Consider the following 16,252-nt stretch of genomic DNA (forward strand, 5'->3'; position numbering starts at 1 on the left):
ATTTATGGAATTTATTTCATTAGTATCTTTGACATTTATACCCTTATTAATAGGCTTTATCCTGATTTATGGCACCATCAAACAGGTGCCGACATACGAAAGCTTTGTTGAGGGCGGTAAGGAAGGGATAAAAATCGCTGTTTCGATTATCCCGTTTTTAGTCGGAATGCTGGTGGCCATCTCCATTTTCCGGGCATCAGGTGCACTGGATGCCATTATGGATTGGTTTCGTCCATTTATGAAGATGATGGGTGTACCAGCAGAAATCGTTCCGTTATTATTGATTCGTCCCATTTCCGGTACGGCAGCCTTGGGTATGACCAGTGACTTAATCGCTGTGTACGGACCGGATTCCTTCATTGGCAGACTAGCGTCCGTATTGCAGGGGAGCACCGACACGACCTTCTATGTTTTGACTGTTTATTTCGGTGCAGTCGGCATCAAAAAAATGGGCGATGCCTTAAAAGTAGGGCTCTTGGCAGACGTAGTCGGTATCATCGTATCCATCATCGTCGTCGCCTTCATTTTCGGAACAAAATAACAAAAAGCAGGTTCTTAAATAAAGCATGCTTGGGCTGTCGAAAACTTTCGATAGCCTTTTATTTTTACTCATTTTCTTTAAATATTTGTTATAAAGGCTTTTCAACAAAGTCTGTTGATTGGTGCTCCAGGCGCTTCGCTTTCCGCGGGTGTGCCGAGGAGGCTTCAGGACCTCCCCGCGGAAAGCGAGTGCCCGTAGCGGAAATCAACAGGCCCATAAAAAGGAACAATCAATAAATATCGGTTTTTAAATTCTGGTAAAGTAAGAAATTGTCGATAAAAACAACCTATCTCAACAATCTAAGCAGGTTCTTAACTGAGCCTGCTTTTTGTATTTTATCAGGCACGCCGCTTAGACTTTGAAAAGTGGAGAATTTGTGTCATAATTCAGTAGGATAGAACAAATGCATTTTTAAAATAAGAATTATTACTATAGCAAAATTATATTTGTTCCCTATACTATGGATAGATTTTTTGAGGTGAAAGAATGGAAAGATTGCAGAAAGTAATTGCCCGCGCCGGAATTTCTTCTAGAAGGAAAGCGGAAGAACTGATCAAAGAGGGCAGGGTAAAAGTAAATGGAAAAGTCGTCACCGAGCTTGGTGTAAAGGTTTCACCCTCCGATAAAGTAGAGGTAAATGAAATACCGCTTGAGAAAGAGGTGCCTGTTTACTTCCTATTATATAAACCAAGAGGGGTTATTTCGAGTGTCAGCGATGAAAAAGGCCGAAAGGTAGTAACGGATTTCTTTCCGGCTATAAAAGAAAGAATCTTCCCTGTGGGGCGCCTGGATTATGATACTTCTGGGTTATTGCTGCTTACTAACGATGGCGAATTTGCCAATCTACTAATGCATCCTAAGAACGAAATCGAAAAGGTTTATGTCGCTAAAGTAAAAGGCCTTCCTTTAAGGGAAAATCTTAAGAAGCTTGAAAAAGGAATCCGTTTAGAGGATGGAAAAACAGCGCCGGCGAAAGTGAAGCTGCTGTCAACTGATAAGAAAAAACAAACCTCTATCGTTGAGATTATTATTCACGAAGGCAAAAACCGTCAGGTAAGGAGAATGTTTGAGGCAATCGGCCATGAAGTTTTGAAGTTAAAGAGGGAACGTTATGGATTTTTAACCTTAACAGGGCTAAGGGCTGGAGAAGCTAGAGAACTAACTACCCATGAGATGAAGCAGATGAGGGCACTTGCTTTGGATGTATCGAAGCAGCGAAAAAATTCATAGAATCGTCACAATTAGATTCTGTGGTAATCACTGTGAGTACATTGATAAATGATATAATTTAGACTAACTGTGCTCTGTAGTAAATGGAGGAGATTCGAATGAAAAAACGGCGATTGGTGATGAGAACGATTATTCTGCTTATTCTCGGTGCTGCCGTTGCTTACAGCCTATATGCCAATTTGACAAAGGATACGAAACAAAAGGTAGCCGTTGGGGAAAAAGCTCCTGATTTTGTATTAACGGATATGGACGGGAATAAACATCGTTTGTCCGATTACCGCGGTCAGGGAGTTTTCTTAAACTTTTGGGGAACATGGTGTCCACCATGCAAGAAAGAGATGCCATATATCAATAATCAATACCAACAATATAAAGACAAAGGGGTTCAAGTTTTATCAGTTGATATTCAGGAATCCGAGCTGCAAGTAAACCAATTTGCTGAGCATTATAAGCTGGAATTTCCGATTATGATCGATACCGATAAAGAAGTCATGACAGCCTATGGTATTAACCCGCTGCCAGCAACATTTCTAATCGATAAAAACGGGGAAGTTGTGAAATATCATACCGGCGAAATGACGGAAAAAATGGTAAGGGAGTTTATGGAGAAAATTAAACCTTAAAGGTTGTTGGGAGTTTTTTTTAATGAACGATGTAAAATGTGAATGCGGTCATGTGAATCCACACGGCACTGTGTTATGTGAGGCCTGCGGTAAGGTGCTGGATGAAACAGACAACAAGAAAGAACTTCTTGATATGCGCTATGAGGGCAGTGCGCGCCGCTCGCAAACCTATAACAAAACCATCATTGATAAAATATGGAACTTCTTTTCCTCTGTAAAGGTTGGCGTCTGGCTGATTATTATCACACTGATAGCTTCTATTCTGGGCACGATTCTGCCTCAGGAAATGTATATCAATCTGCCGCCGGATGTCTATTACGAGCAGGAATACGGCTGGTTTGGAAAATTGTACTACCAGCTAGGCTTTCATGATTTGTATGGGTCATGGTGGTATTTATTATTAATCGCCATGATTGGCATTTCCCTTGTTATTTGCAGTCTTGACAGGGTAGTTCCTTTGTATAAAGCATTAAAAGCACAAAGGGTCACAAGACATGAGGGATTTCTCAAACGCCAGCGGGTGTTTGGCACAAATTCCGAGGCTGAGCAAACCGACCTTGAAACGGTGAAAAAACATTTGCAGGCAAAACGTTACCATGTCCGTGAAGAAAATGGCGATATTCTTGCAGAGAAAAATCGTTTTTCCCGTTGGGGTCCATATATAAACCATATCGGACTAATAATTTTCTTATTTGGCGGAATGCTGCGCTTTATCCCTGGTTTTTATGTAAATGAGGACCTTTGGGTTCGTGAAGGGGAAACAGCATTAGTTCCGGAAACGAATGAACAATATTATATTAAAAATAATCAATTTATATTAGAACATTACGATAAAAATAATAAGACTTTCGAAAAGGCACTTAACCGGGCAGGCGAGGTTGTGAAGAACTATCAATCAAACGTCGTTCTGTATCAGCGGGAGGGAGAGAAAATCCCAGGTGAAAAGCCGAAGTTAAAGAAGTTAGAGGAATATAAGATTAGAGTAAATCAGCCACTATCCTTCGATGGTTACTCTGTCTTTCAATCTTCCTTTAAAACTGAATTTAAAGCGATGACATTTGCTCTCACTAATAAGAGCACAAATCAAGCCTTTGGCGAGGTGAAGGTTGACTTAACTAACCCACAGGAGAAGTACGATTTAGGTAATGGCTATTCAGTGGAACTTCTAAACTATTTCCCAGATTTCGAATTTGACGATAACGGGGAACCATCAACAAAATCACGGGTACCAAATAACCCGGCCTTCATTTTCCGGATGAATACACCGGATAAGCCAAAAGGGGAAACAAGCTTTGTAGCCATCAGACAGACTATTGAACCGTTTGGTGATAATACCTATAAACTGGCCTTCAAGGGAATTGAAACAAAAAATGTTTCCGGTTTTATTGTTAGAAAGGATTCCTCTTTATGGGTGTTCATTATTGGTGGAATCATTTTCATGATTGGGGTTATTCAAGGTGCCTACTGGAACCACCGTCGTATCTGGGTACAGCGCAAAAACGGTCAGGTCTGGATTGCCGCCCATACAAACAAGAATTGGTACGGCTTGAAACGGGAGCTTGAAGCTATTTTAACAGGCACCAAATTGACGATGCCTGATGATCAACTTCAAAGGGACAAAGAGGTTAAGGAGGTAGTATAGTTGGCAGCATTAAGCAGTAATCTATTGTTTATCGCTTTTATCCTATATTTAATAGCGACGCTGTTTTTCGGCGGTTCAATCAAGGAGAAAAAAGGTTTATCTGATAAGAAAGAAACAAATAAGTGGGGAAAAATTGCTGTATTTCTAACCATCGTGGGCTTTGTTTCTCAGCTTGGCTATTTTATTACCAGATGGATTGCGGCCGGACATGCACCGGTCAGTAATATGTTTGAGTTTACGACATTCTTTGGAATGGCCCTTGTCGGCGCGTTTATCGTGATTTATTTTATATACCGCACGACGCTGCTTGGTCTGTTTACAATGCCTGTAGCCATCCTGGTCATCGCGTATGCTAGTATGTTCCCAAGGGATATTACTCCATTAATACCGGCACTGCAAAGCTATTGGCTGCATATTCATGTTACCACTGCTGCAATCGGGGAAGCCATTTTGGCAATAAGCTTTGCGGCAGGTCTTATCTATTTAGTAAAAGCCATTGATCAAACCAAATCCAGTAAACGAACCTTTTGGCTTGAAGCGGTTATGTTTTCTTTAGTTACAGTTTTGGGCTTTGTGGCCGTTTCTTCAATCTTCTCCAGTATGGGGTACCATGAGAAATTTAATTGGGTTGATAAGCATGATAACGAGGCAGTTGTCGAATATACGATGCCTGCAATTGCAGGACCTCACGAAGGGGAACTGTTGACAAAGGATGGCTTTAAACCATTAGTTGAGATGCCTGGTATTGTTAATGCCAAAAAACTAAATACGGTCATTTGGTCATTGATCGGGGGAATTATCCTTTATGGACTCATTAGGCTGATTATTAGAAAGCGAATTTCTGCCGCTCTTAAACCGCTGGTTAAAAATATAAACCTTGATTTTGTTGATGAGATTAGCTATCGTTCCGTATTAATTGGATTCCCTGTTTTTACACTGGGAGCACTAATCTTTGCAATGATTTGGGCACAAATGGCTTGGTCCCGTTTCTGGGGCTGGGACCCTAAGGAAGTATGGGCATTAATAACCTGGTTATTTTATGCCGCCTTCATGCATCTTCGTCTGTCAAAGGGCTGGCACGGAGAGAAGTCCGCTTGGCTTGCCGTAATTGGCTTTGTTATTATCATGTTTAACCTTGTCGCCGTCAACCTGATTATCGCTGGACTCCATTCTTACGCAGGATGATCATAACGGCCAAAATTTTGCCTTCACTTCATTAAGTGAGGGCCTTTTTCAAATAATAGTAATAGAATTCATTGTCCTTTATTTACATTGTCAAATTATTGACACTTTTTATCGGATTTATTAGCTTTCAACGTATAGCAAAAATGGAGACCATTTTGTAAAATAAACAACATGGGGGGATTAATAATGGATCAGGACGTTAAAATCTTAGTTGTAGATGATGAAGAAAGAATTCGCAGATTATTAAAAATGTATTTAGAGCGCGAAGATTTTATAATTGATGAAGCAGAGGATGGTACTCAAGCATTAGCGAAAGCGTTGGCTAACGATTATGATGTCATTCTTTTGGATTTAATGATGCCTGGCAAGGATGGCATTGAGGTTTGCCGCGAATTAAGGGAGAAAAAGGCGACTCCTGTTATCATGTTGACGGCAAAGGGTGAAGAGGTGAATCGGGTACAGGGCTTTGAAGTCGGTACAGATGACTATATCGTTAAACCATTCAGCCCGCGTGAGGTAGTACTAAGGGTAAAAGCACTGTTAAGACGTTCATCACAAACTACCTTCCTGCAAACGGAGACAACAACAAAGGATGTCATTGTATTTCCTCATTTAACAATAGATAATGATGCCCACCGGGTATCTGCTGATGGTAAAGAGGTTAGTTTAACGCCTAAAGAATATGAGCTGTTATATTTTCTTGCCAAAGCACCGGACAAAGTATTTGACCGTGAGCAGCTGTTAAAGGAAGTATGGCATTATGAGTTTTTCGGAGACCTAAGGACAGTTGATACACATGTAAAACGGCTTCGCGAAAAACTAAATAAAGTTTCGGAACAAGCTGCTAGAATGATTGTTACCGTTTGGGGAGTAGGTTACAAATTTGAGGTAGTAAATGAATGACCTTCTTAAGAAGTGTAGTCGGTAAGCTTTGGTTTACCATCATTTTATTAGTTTCATTTGTCCTGTTTATTTTAACAGTGATGCTCCTCGAGTTTTTTCAAAACTATAATATTAATGAAACAAAAAATGATTTGACCCATACAGCCGAAAAAATCGCCACTGTACTGGAAGAGCATCCAGCAGATAAATGGCCGCTCGGTTTGGAGATTTCGTGGGAAATCATTGATGATGTCACCAAAGTAGTCATTGTAAAAGGTGATGAAGTTTATTATTCTCCAAACACAAAGGGAGGAAGTAAATTAACGATTGAAGATATTCGCAACGATCCCGAGTTATCAAGTGTATTACACAAAAATAAACGGGTAGAGAAAATCTCCGATCTATCATCCGAAAAAAATAGCGCTGGCACTGCCGCCAATTATTCAATCATCGGCGTGCCGCTTAAACTCTCCGGAAATCAAAGTGGGGCAGTATTCATTTATCAATCTCTAAGAGTCATGCAGGAAACATCTCGGTCAGCAACCAAATTCATTTTGCTTGTGGCTGGTGTTGCCATTATTCTTACAACCATTTTCGCATTCTTTTTGTCCACAAGAATAACCGCTCCGTTAAGGAAAATGCGGGAAGCTGCATTTGAGGTGGCAAGAGGGAAATTTGATACAAAGGTCCCTATTTTGACCCATGATGAAATTGGCGAATTGGCTACTGCTTTTAATCAAATGGGCAGGCAGTTAAAGTTTAACATGAACGCGCTCAATCAGGAAAAAGAGCAGTTGTCGAGCATCTTAAGCAGTATGGCTGATGGAGTTATTACCTTCAACCGGGATGGAACGATTTTAATCACAAATCCTCCGGCCGATCGCTTTCTTCAATATTGGTATTATGAAAAAGGGATAATCTCCGGATCGGAGGCGATTCCCTCTCAAGTCATGAATCTTTTTCAAAAAGCAGTTGATACAGAAAAAGAGCAGATTGGGGAAATCTCCCTGCAAGGACGTCATTGGGTTATACTGGTTAGCCCGCTGTATAGTAATCGCTTTATTCGCGGGGCAGTTGCGGTCTTAAGGGATATGACCGAGGAACGGCAATTGGAGAAAATGAGAAGAGACTTCATTGCCAATGTTTCACACGAACTGAGGACGCCAATTTCCATGCTTCAGGGCTACAGTGAAGCGATTGTTGACGATATCGCGGAAACGCAGGAAGAGAAAAAAGAAATGGCAAAAGTCATTTATGATGAATCGCTCAGAATGGGCCGTCTTGTTAATGAATTGCTGGATTTGGCAAGAATGGAAGCAGGTCATATTCAATTAACATTGGAAGAGGTCAATATCTCTACTTTTATAAAACGGATAATTCATAAATTTCAAGGGTTAGCCAAAGATAATGGAATTCAATTACTGGCTGAAATCGATAACGACTTACCAACCTTTACAATGGATCCTGATCGAATTGAACAGGTTCTTACGAATTTAATTGATAATGCGATCAGGCATACGCCCAAGGATGGTTCTGTGACCTTAAAAGTCACTTCCGAGGACAAAGGAGTCAGAATGGATGTTGTGGACTCAGGAACAGGGATTCCCGAGGAAGATTTACCCTTTGTTTTTGAACGGTTTTATAAAGCTGATAAGGCACGAACCCGCGGCAGGTCAGGAACAGGTCTTGGACTGGCTATAGCCAAAAATATCATTGATGCCCATCGTGGACATATTTCCGTTCAAAGTAAAGTTGAACAGGGAACGACATTTTCCTTCATACTCCCACGAAAATCGTAAAATGACCATGGATTTTGCCGATTTCTATTGATTCACAAGGAACATTTTTAAGAGGCTGGCTACTCGCGCCAGTCTCTTTTTATTTTTCCATTAAATACCTTCCTTTTCATCCCAAAAAAGTCTATATTTAAGAAAGTGTAACCTTTTATACATAAGCATCGACTAATATTTTGAACGGGGAGGGGAAAAAAGTTGGACTCCGTTTTCGATGAACTTTATCAAAAATATCACCATGATGTATTTCAATTTCTTTTTTATATGGTTAGAAACAGAGAGCAGGCGGAGGATCTTGTTCAAGAGGTTTATATTAGAGTGTTTAAGTCTTATAATCGCTTTGAGGGAAAAAGCAGCGAAAAAACCTGGCTTTTTTCAATTGCGAGAAATGTTGCGATTGATTATTTTCGAAAGCAAAAGGGCTGGAAGGAAAGAATCCTTGAGAAATTTGATTGGTCTTCAAATCAGGTAAAGGACGACCATCCTATCCCTGAGGAAATGGCTGTTCAAAGAGAAGAAATTAAATGGGTATATAAATGCTTGGAATATTGTACCGTGGACCAAAGGGCCGTCGTTATATTACGATTTATTCACGATTTGTCAATAGCAGAGACAGCAGAGGCTCTAGGGTGGACAGAAAGTAAAGTCAAAACGACGCAGCATCGCTCGTTGAAGGTTTTGAAGAAGCACATGGAAACATTTTACCGAAGGGAGGAGGGAAATATTGAGAAAGTCAGAGTGGAGCGATGAAGAGCTCGTAGAATTGTTAAAACAAATGCCTAAAATAAAAGACTATCGCCGTCCTCGTGACATTTACCAAAACCTTTCACGTAAAAAACGGAAAACTGTTTCCTGGATCCTGCCGGGTATTGCCGCTGCAGCGGCACTATTTTTATTTTTTATTTTAGCTCCTAAGTTTATGGATACGAATCACTATTCAATCAACAATGCCAAACAAGAGTCAACAAAAGAAGCGAAAATTGCCAAGGATAATAGCGATGCGGGCGGTATGGCCAATCAGGAATCACAGGCGAATAAATACTCAACATTAAAGAAAGCCGAAACGCAAAACGATTATGCCGGGAAAACAGCTGTTTATGATGATGAAATAAAAGACGGTGTCGTGTTGACCTATTGGATCCCCGATAATCAGGCTCAAAATCTGGTACCAGTATCAACTATAGTCAAAAATACCGAAGGAAAAGACTGGCTTACCCTATATAATGCACAAATGGCAAACCTAAACGAATCGGAATGGGGCCTAAGTGAATTTTATCCGCTTCAGGCAACATTGCATTATGATAATGCTAATGAAACTGTTATTGTCGATGTACCTTCAGACCATCCATACCGCCAAGGCAGTGCAACCGAACAAATTTTTCTCGGTGCGTTAAAAAATGATATTTCTTCCAATAGCAGCGTCAAAACGATTAAGTTCACCACAAATGGTGAACCTGGAATCGAACTAAGCAATGACTTTTTAGAAAAATTGACCATCACTGATGTGAAAAAACATGCCTACCTCTTTTACTATCCTAATGGCAGTGATGTTCCGTTCTTGGTGCCAACACCTGAATCATATAAGGATATTAAAGCTGCAATTGATGCCATGAAGTCAGTGGTAGAGGAATATCAATTACAAAGATCTTTGTTGCCAAAATTGGCAATTCAGGATGTAACAGCAAATAATAACACGTTAACCATCACTTTTGCGAAAGATGCCAGTATAGAAGATGAACGGTTGGCAGTCTGGTCGATGGAGGCCATCCTTTTAACGGCAAAAGAATTCGGATTTGAAAAAGTGGTTGTGAGCAATCCTCCCGCAGCAAATATTGGCCCGCTTGATTTAACAAAAGAAATCAAGGTGCCAGCGGCCCCAAATCTTCGGACAATCGAGAAATGATAAAAAAATCAACCAAAACGGTTGATTTTTTTATGCATAAAATAGCAATTAACTCCAAATTATAACAAATATGGTCAGGCCGTCCCATGCCTCACCATATGTTCTAAACTCGAGTATAAGAACATATGGTGAGGTATGGACAAGATGTAAGGAGGATTAATAGTGAAATGCGTGACTATATAAAGAGGTTTTTTATTGCCATTATCATGGCGATTTGTGTAGGTTTGTTGTTTCTCGGAGGGAGACACTCGGAAGCTGCTGGATTGCCTGAGGCGAAAACGGAGAAGGAGAGATGGATTTGGCCGGCGGATGGTGTTATTTCTGATACATATGGGACAAGACAGGGTAAGCATAAAGGAATCGATATCGCCGGAAAATATGGCACCCCGGTCTTGACAGTTGAAGATGGGGCTGTGATCAAGTCTTATTATTCCAATACATATGGTCAGGTTGTATTTATCAAGCACCCAAGCAATTTCGTTACGGTTTATGCCCACTTAAGCAAACGGACCGTTGTGCCAGGTCAAATGGTTAAGCGGGGGGAGGCCATCGGAACAATGGGAAGGACCGGTCAGGCTACCGGCACCCATCTTCATTTTGAATCACACCAATTAGAATGGAGATATGACAAAAAGTTTGCCATTAATCCGGAACTCCTATTGGGAGATGCCGATGTTGGTGAAGCGGTTCAGGGCGGAATTGCAGCCAGTGGCAAGGATGTTTTGGAGGTAAGCAGCCGTCCGCAAAATATTCCTGAACCCAGCGGGCAGCCGCTTGTAAACCAATATATTGTAATAAATGGTGACAACTTGTCCTCCATTGCCCAAAAGTTTAATGTGACAGTGGCAAGATTAAAGGAAATCAACAATCTAAACACGGATGTAATCAAGCCTAATCAAGTCTTAATCGTCCAGTAAATTAAAACCTTTTTAACCCGCAGCCTATTGCTGCGGGTATTCTTTATCTAAATATTTAAAAAACGGAAAATAACTTTAGCTTAACAAAGTGACTGGTTTTCAGTATAATAAACTTATAATTTTATAACGATCTATCTTCGGGGCAGGGTGAAATTCCCGATCGGCGGTATTAGAGTATAACTCTTCAGCCCGCGAGCCTAATTGGGCAGGATTTGGTGTGATTCCAAAGCCGACAGTATAGTCTGGATGGGAGAAGATGGAGGTTCTGCAGGCATTCGAAAAATTTTCTTTGATCGAATGTTTATTAAGCGTACCTAAATTTACTCCCTCAAGCTTCAATCTTGAGGGAGTTTTATTTTGCGTACCTATAAAAGCTGAATCTCTCTTCCTAACGTGATGGATCAAAAAGGAGAGAGGAAGATGAAGAAAATGAAGAACACAAAGGTAAAAGCAATGGTTTCAATCGGGATGCTGAGCAGCATCGCATATTTATTAATGTTTTTAAACTTTCCGCTGCCAATGTTCCCTAATTTTTTGTTTGTGGACTTTAGTGATATTCCTGCATTGATTGCTGCGCTGATTTTCGGACCAGTGGCAGGAATTTTAGTTGAATTGTTTAAGAATATGTTGAATTATTTTGCAACAGGGAGCCCGACAGGCATTCCTGTTGGCCACCTTGCCAATTTTGCGGCAGGGATTGTGTTTATTCTGCCGACTTGCTATGTGTATAATAAATTGAAATCAAAAAAGGGAATGACACTTGCCTTAGGAGTTGGAACTATAATCATGGCTGTTGTGATGAGCATTGCCAACTACTTTATTATTTTACCTGCCTATACGGCCTTAATGGGTTTCCCGGATATGCGGAACCTCGTCGTACCTGCGATTCTGCCTTTCAATATCTTAAAGGGCATAATGATGTCGTTCATTTTCATGCTTCTGTTCATCCGAATGCAGGCATGGTTAAATAAATTTTCAGTAAAAAATGCTTAAAACGAAACAGAGGCCGCAAAACTGGGGCCTCTGTTTTTTATCGAAAAAATAACCCCCCGGCTAATATTAGGCGGGGGGTAGCAGCTTAAGAATATCTTCGGTCAAAGATTATTCAAATTTAGTTGGGTTACCGTCGAATGGCTCATCAGCAACTTTAATAGAATCAGTTGGGCAGCCTTCGAAAGCGTCCATCATGTCATCGATTAAAACATCTGGAATTTCAACGATACCTTCGTTATCGTCAAGTGTTACGAATGCGATACCTTCATCATCGTAATCATAGATATCTGGTGCAGCAGCGCCGCATGCGCCACACGCGATGCAAGTTTCCTTGTCAACAATTGTATACTTTGCCATGAAAAAAACCTCCCAGTTAAATAACAAGTAATATGCTTACTTATTTTCCATTTGTGATGGAAAATACAATTCACATATCTATTGTAAAGCTGTATGAATAACTTTTCAATAGAAATTTGATTTTGGTACCTTTAGTCCCATTATTTCTTAAACTTCCACATTTTTGGACAACACAATACCTGTTTCATGTTAAAATATAATAAAATTTAACTGTTTTTGTCGAATTAGGATAAGTGGTGAGTCTAAAATGGAATGGGTAGAATCAGTTATTCTTTATTGTTTGAAAAAAATTAATAACGAAAGAACTATTTATTCTGTTTACCACATTTTAAAAGGAAAGAAATCGTCGCAAACCATTCAGGATATTCATTTATATTCGTTAAAAAGATTATTTGGAGTACTTGAACCGCTGACAAGAGACTCCTTTGAAGCCATAATTCATTGTATGAGGGACAACGGGTGGATTATGGAGCAAGGTGAGAAAAAATACCTGCTCAGTTCTTCAGGAGAGCAGCGCTTGAAAAATATCGGTATTCCATTCTTTCTCAATGGCTGGCGTTATCACCAAATGACCACTATATTTTGGGAACGGCTCTCTTTATTAGTTCAAGTAGTCTCTAACCTCATTAATCAGGAAACAAGCTATATACCGATTCAAAAAAATAAAAAGGTTCTTATCTGGGTTAAAGCTGTTCTTAAAGAAAGTCATCTCTCAAGAAACGAAATTGGCGAAAAATTATATGAAGAATTGAACGAATGCTTCGAAGATGGGCAGGAAATTGATCCGTCTACGATTGTCTTCCGTTTAACTGGATTCCGGCAAATAGGATTAACCGCTCAACAAGCATCCAAAAAAATGAATGTTAATGTGTATGAATATCATCTTACATTTACTAATACACTGCATTATTTGATTGAAAAAATAGAAACAAGAGGCGTTAATTTTTCGATATTATCCCATCTGCTAAAGGGCTTGGAGCATGGGGATGAATTAACCATTACGGCGCGAAAAACATGGAAGTTGCTATCGCAGGGATATTCGATAGAGATGATAGCCAAAAACAGAAATTTAAAAACAAGCACAATCGAAGATCATTTAGTGGAATTTGCGCTGCAAATAGACCGGTTTTCAATCGATGCTTTTGTTGATAAAGAATTACAGCTGGAAATTTTGCAAATTGCTAATCAAGCCGCCACAAAGCAATTAAAATTAATAAGGGAAAAAGTCAGCCGTGCCAGTTATTTTCAAATCAGGTTAGTGTTGGCGAAGTATGGTGACCGGCAATGGAATTAGAAAATCTTTTAAAAAAACATTTTGGCTATTTATCGTTTAAAACAGGGCAAAAGGAAGCCATTTCAGCTATCTTAAATGGACAGCATACCTTGGCAATGCTCCCGACCGGAACGGGCAAATCCCTTTGCTACCAGCTTCCTGGTTATGTTTTTGATGGATCGATATTAATCGTTTCCCCGCTTCTATCCCTTATGCAAGATCAAGTGGAACAATTAGGTCGTTTGGGTGAGAAAAGGGTTATTGCTTTAAACTCCTTTCTGTCTTTGGAGGAAAAAAGTTATGTTCTAGACCGGCTGCACGACTATAAGTTTATCTTTATATCACCGGAGATGCTTCAGTCCTCTTTCATCTTACAAAAGCTTCGGAACCTTGCGATCTGCTTATTTGTAGTGGATGAAGCGCATTGTATTTCTCAATGGGGGTATGATTTTCGGCCGGATTACTCCAAATTGGGTGAAATAAGGAAAAGCTTAGGGTGCCCCCTTACACTAGCTCTAACCGCCACCGCTACAAGAAAGGTCCGGAAGGATATTATCCAATCATTAGGCATAGAGGATGCTGTAAAAGTGGAATCGACAATTGACCGTCCTAATATAGCCATATGGATCGAGGAATTAGAAGAATATCAGAAAAAGACAGACCGGGTTTTGGAGCTTGCTGCCAAGCTTGAAAAACCTGGTATTATTTACTTTTCAAGCAAAAAAATGGCCGAACAAATGGCTTTATTGCTAGAGGAAAAGAATATTTGTAACGCAAGTGCTTACCACGGGGGGTTGGATCAGGATACAAGAATATTAATCCAGCAACAATTTATTCATAACCAGCTAGATGTTATTTGTGCCACAAGTGCATTCGGGATGGGAGTGAATAAGGATAATATCAGATTTATTATTCATTTTCATATGCCGATGCAAATCGAGTCGTATCTTCAGGAAATTGGCCGGGCAGGACGCGATGGTCTGCCGAGTATCGCCTATCTTTTATATTCACCAGGAGATGAACAGCTGCCTTTTCAGCTTGCCGAAAGCGAACTCCCGTCGGAACAGCAAATTGACTGGCTGTTTCATGAATTGGAAATTGGACACGGAATAAAAGGCGATGCACCTCAATTCAATCAAGGCACCCAGGAAAGAGGAGGGTTTTCTGAGGTTCAGTGGAGATTAGTGGAGAATCTTTTCCGGAAAGAAGCCAAAGAAAAAAGTTCTCTTCTTGACAGCAAAGAAAGAATTAAAGGATTTGTTAATGAACGCATAACAATGAAGAAAAAAAATATTTACCAAATGTTACAATGGGTTTTGTCAAATCGGTGCCGGCGCGAATTCCTTTTGAATTATTTTGAGGAACAGGTGACAAGTAAAATTGAGCAATGCTGTGATATTTGTGGAATTGACGAAAAAAACTATTCAGCCTCCCATAAAATGAGGAAGAATCCTTTAGGGAAAATTGAATGGAAGGAATACCTAGCCGGATTATTACTTAATAGCGAGTTGAGGGAATGAAAAAGAAATATAATGAACTAATTAGCAGCTTAACTGATAAAGATTTACTTTTTCACTTATATATGACACAGGTCATATTGCTTGTGATCTCACTCATTTTAGGATTGCTCCTATTTGACCATTTCTCTTTTTTGAAAGCAATCGATGTAAGGGACGTTAAGATTATTTCCATAGGCGTGCCATTGGGGATAGCGGTTGTCATCATTGACTTAATCTTAATGAAATGGCTGCCTACATCTTTTTATGATGATGGCGGCTTAAATGAACGGATTTTCCGGAAAAGAAATATATTCCATATTTTTATTATTGCTGCGTTTGTTTCCTTTAGCGAGGAATTATTATTTAGAGGGATTATCCAAACGAAAGTCGGGCTTATTTTGGCTAGTCTTATCTTTGCGGTAATCCATTACCGCTACCTGTTTAATGTGTTTTTATTTATCAACATTATTACGCTTAGTTTTGTTATTGGGGCAGTCTATGAATCGACAAATAATCTGGCTGTCACCATTATAATGCATTTTATTATCGATTTCTTATTAGGTATTTTTATAAAGTATAAACATTCTTCGGCAGATGATCAGCAAGGAGGGGGAGGGCTTAATGAATAGAGAAGAACCATATAGAGAGCAAGCCGAAAGATTAAAACAACGAATACAAAAGGTGAATGAAAATATCGAAGTGAACGATGAATTGCCGCCAAGAGAACTGGTCCATCGGGAAAAAAAGAAAAAGGTAAAATGGAAAATAAAATATCCGGTTATTCGGATCCTGGTATTATTCTTTATTCTTCTTCCTGTGATTATTTTCAGTGTTATTTCTTATCTTGATGGAAAACAAATAAATGGCTCTAAGAAAGCTTCAACGGATCCTGTTGGCTATGAAACTATTAACCTAAAAAAATCAACTTCAGAAGAGACTGATAAAGTGGAGGAAGAACAATCCGTAAATGCCGATGGAGCTGATAATCCGGAAAGTGTAGAAGCGGGCACCTTATTAACTCCTCCAGCCGAAGAACAGCCGACTGCCAATACGGAAAAAAATGTGTCCACGGAAAGTCCTGTTTCACCTCAAGGGGCTGCCAGCAATAATGCACCAGTGCAGACTCAGAATCAACCAACACAAACGGATACAAGTAAAAGTGAACCAGTACAAGAGACGATCATTCGTCATAAGGTTCAGCAGCAAGAAACATTATTTAGTATTTCGATGAAGTATTATAAATCTCAAAAAGGGATGGACATTATAAAAAAAGCAAACAACATGTCCAATGACGAAATCTATGTTGGTCAGGTATTGAAAATCCCAATTAGCAACTAACCGATCGTTTTTAGGTCGGTTTTTTTGATTTTTAAATCATAAGTTTGCGGACAAGTTCATATTTATTAATGGAGAA

16 protein-coding genes and 1 riboswitch are annotated in these 16,252 nt (G+C 39.7%); of the genes, 15 read left to right on the forward strand and 1 reads right to left on the reverse strand.

All coding sequences use genetic code 11. The features are described from left to right. Positions 1 to 4: 4 nt before the first annotated feature. The 11 genes from ACNQGS_RS08920 to ACNQGS_RS08970 all read left to right on the forward strand — a co-directional run bounded on the left by ACNQGS_RS08920 (position 5) and on the right by ACNQGS_RS08970 (position 11,709). Entirely contained in the window at positions 5 to 541 is a 537-nt protein-coding gene (locus tag ACNQGS_RS08920) for a spore maturation protein (protein WP_491487031.1), read from the forward strand. A gap of 486 nt (positions 542 to 1,027) precedes the next feature. Further along, complete coding sequence (gene rluB / locus ACNQGS_RS08925) at positions 1,028 to 1,771, forward strand: 23S rRNA pseudouridine(2605) synthase RluB (protein WP_491487032.1); 744 nt, start codon at positions 1,028 to 1,030, stop codon at positions 1,769 to 1,771. A 98-nt stretch (positions 1,772 to 1,869) separates the two neighbouring features. After that, positions 1,870 to 2,394, forward strand: coding sequence for a thiol-disulfide oxidoreductase ResA (resA, locus tag ACNQGS_RS08930; protein ID WP_213144989.1), 525 nt, complete (start codon positions 1,870 to 1,872; stop codon positions 2,392 to 2,394). A 22-nt stretch (positions 2,395 to 2,416) separates the two neighbouring features. Next, on the forward strand, positions 2,417 to 4,036 hold the full coding sequence (gene resB / locus ACNQGS_RS08935) for a cytochrome c biogenesis protein ResB (protein WP_491487033.1): 1,620 nt from the start codon (positions 2,417 to 2,419) through the stop codon (positions 4,034 to 4,036). Further along, a complete protein-coding gene (gene ccsB / locus ACNQGS_RS08940; protein ID WP_491487034.1) occupies positions 4,037 to 5,221 on the forward strand; it encodes a c-type cytochrome biogenesis protein CcsB in 1,185 nt (394 codons plus the stop codon). It abuts the gene before it with no gap. 186 nt (positions 5,222 to 5,407) lie between these two features. Beyond that, positions 5,408 to 6,124 (forward strand): response regulator transcription factor, encoded by a 717-nt coding sequence (locus ACNQGS_RS08945; RefSeq protein ID WP_491487035.1) that lies wholly within the window; start codon positions 5,408 to 5,410, stop codon positions 6,122 to 6,124. Continuing rightward, positions 6,121 to 7,902 (forward strand): ATP-binding protein, encoded by a 1,782-nt coding sequence (locus tag ACNQGS_RS08950; protein WP_491487036.1) that lies wholly within the window; start codon positions 6,121 to 6,123, stop codon positions 7,900 to 7,902. The genes ACNQGS_RS08945 and ACNQGS_RS08950 overlap by 4 nt, the downstream gene beginning before the upstream one ends. A 192-nt stretch (positions 7,903 to 8,094) precedes the next feature. Beyond that, a complete protein-coding gene (gene sigX / locus ACNQGS_RS08955) occupies positions 8,095 to 8,646 on the forward strand; it encodes an RNA polymerase sigma factor SigX (protein ID WP_491487037.1) in 552 nt (183 codons plus the stop codon). Further along, the gene (locus ACNQGS_RS08960; RefSeq protein ID WP_491487038.1) at positions 8,621 to 9,799 is read left to right on the forward strand and encodes an RsiX family anti-sigma factor; all 1,179 of its coding nucleotides are present in this window, start codon (positions 8,621 to 8,623) and stop codon (positions 9,797 to 9,799) included. The genes sigX and ACNQGS_RS08960 overlap by 26 nt, the downstream gene beginning before the upstream one ends. A gap of 167 nt (positions 9,800 to 9,966) precedes the next feature. Further along, positions 9,967 to 10,716: a peptidoglycan DD-metalloendopeptidase family protein gene (locus tag ACNQGS_RS08965; RefSeq protein WP_491487039.1), complete on the forward strand. Its 750-nt coding sequence runs from the start codon at positions 9,967 to 9,969 to the stop codon at positions 10,714 to 10,716. Between the two features lie 129 nt (positions 10,717 to 10,845). After that, a riboswitch (FMN riboswitch) is annotated at positions 10,846 to 10,978 on the forward strand. Between the two features lie 167 nt (positions 10,979 to 11,145). Continuing rightward, positions 11,146 to 11,709, forward strand: a complete 564-nt coding sequence (locus ACNQGS_RS08970; protein ID WP_491487097.1) for an ECF transporter S component — start codon at positions 11,146 to 11,148, stop codon at positions 11,707 to 11,709. A gap of 108 nt (positions 11,710 to 11,817) precedes the next feature. Here the strand turns inward: ACNQGS_RS08970 and ACNQGS_RS08975 are convergent, their stop codons facing one another. After that, the gene (locus ACNQGS_RS08975) at positions 11,818 to 12,066 is read right to left on the reverse strand and encodes a ferredoxin (protein WP_042355233.1); all 249 of its coding nucleotides are present in this window, start codon (positions 12,064 to 12,066) and stop codon (positions 11,818 to 11,820) included. Between the two features lie 247 nt (positions 12,067 to 12,313). Between ACNQGS_RS08975 and ACNQGS_RS08980 the strand changes: the two genes are divergently transcribed. The 4 genes from ACNQGS_RS08980 to ACNQGS_RS08995 are packed head-to-tail and all read left to right on the forward strand — an operon-like array spanning position 12,314 to position 16,176. Then, positions 12,314 to 13,360, forward strand: a complete 1,047-nt coding sequence (locus ACNQGS_RS08980; RefSeq protein WP_491487040.1) for a YpbB family protein — start codon at positions 12,314 to 12,316, stop codon at positions 13,358 to 13,360. Continuing rightward, positions 13,351 to 14,859, forward strand: coding sequence for a RecQ family ATP-dependent DNA helicase (locus ACNQGS_RS08985; RefSeq protein WP_491487041.1), 1,509 nt, complete (start codon positions 13,351 to 13,353; stop codon positions 14,857 to 14,859). The genes ACNQGS_RS08980 and ACNQGS_RS08985 overlap by 10 nt, the downstream gene beginning before the upstream one ends. Beyond that, complete coding sequence (locus tag ACNQGS_RS08990) at positions 14,856 to 15,467, forward strand: CPBP family intramembrane glutamic endopeptidase (protein WP_491487042.1); 612 nt, start codon at positions 14,856 to 14,858, stop codon at positions 15,465 to 15,467. Before ACNQGS_RS08985 ends, ACNQGS_RS08990 begins: the two co-directional genes overlap by 4 nt. Beyond that, positions 15,460 to 16,176: a LysM peptidoglycan-binding domain-containing protein gene (locus ACNQGS_RS08995; RefSeq protein ID WP_491487043.1), complete on the forward strand. Its 717-nt coding sequence runs from the start codon at positions 15,460 to 15,462 to the stop codon at positions 16,174 to 16,176. Before ACNQGS_RS08990 ends, ACNQGS_RS08995 begins: the two co-directional genes overlap by 8 nt. Positions 16,177 to 16,252: the final 76 nt, after the last annotated feature.

This window comes from Neobacillus sp. PVCKKU3, from assembly GCF_058323225.1.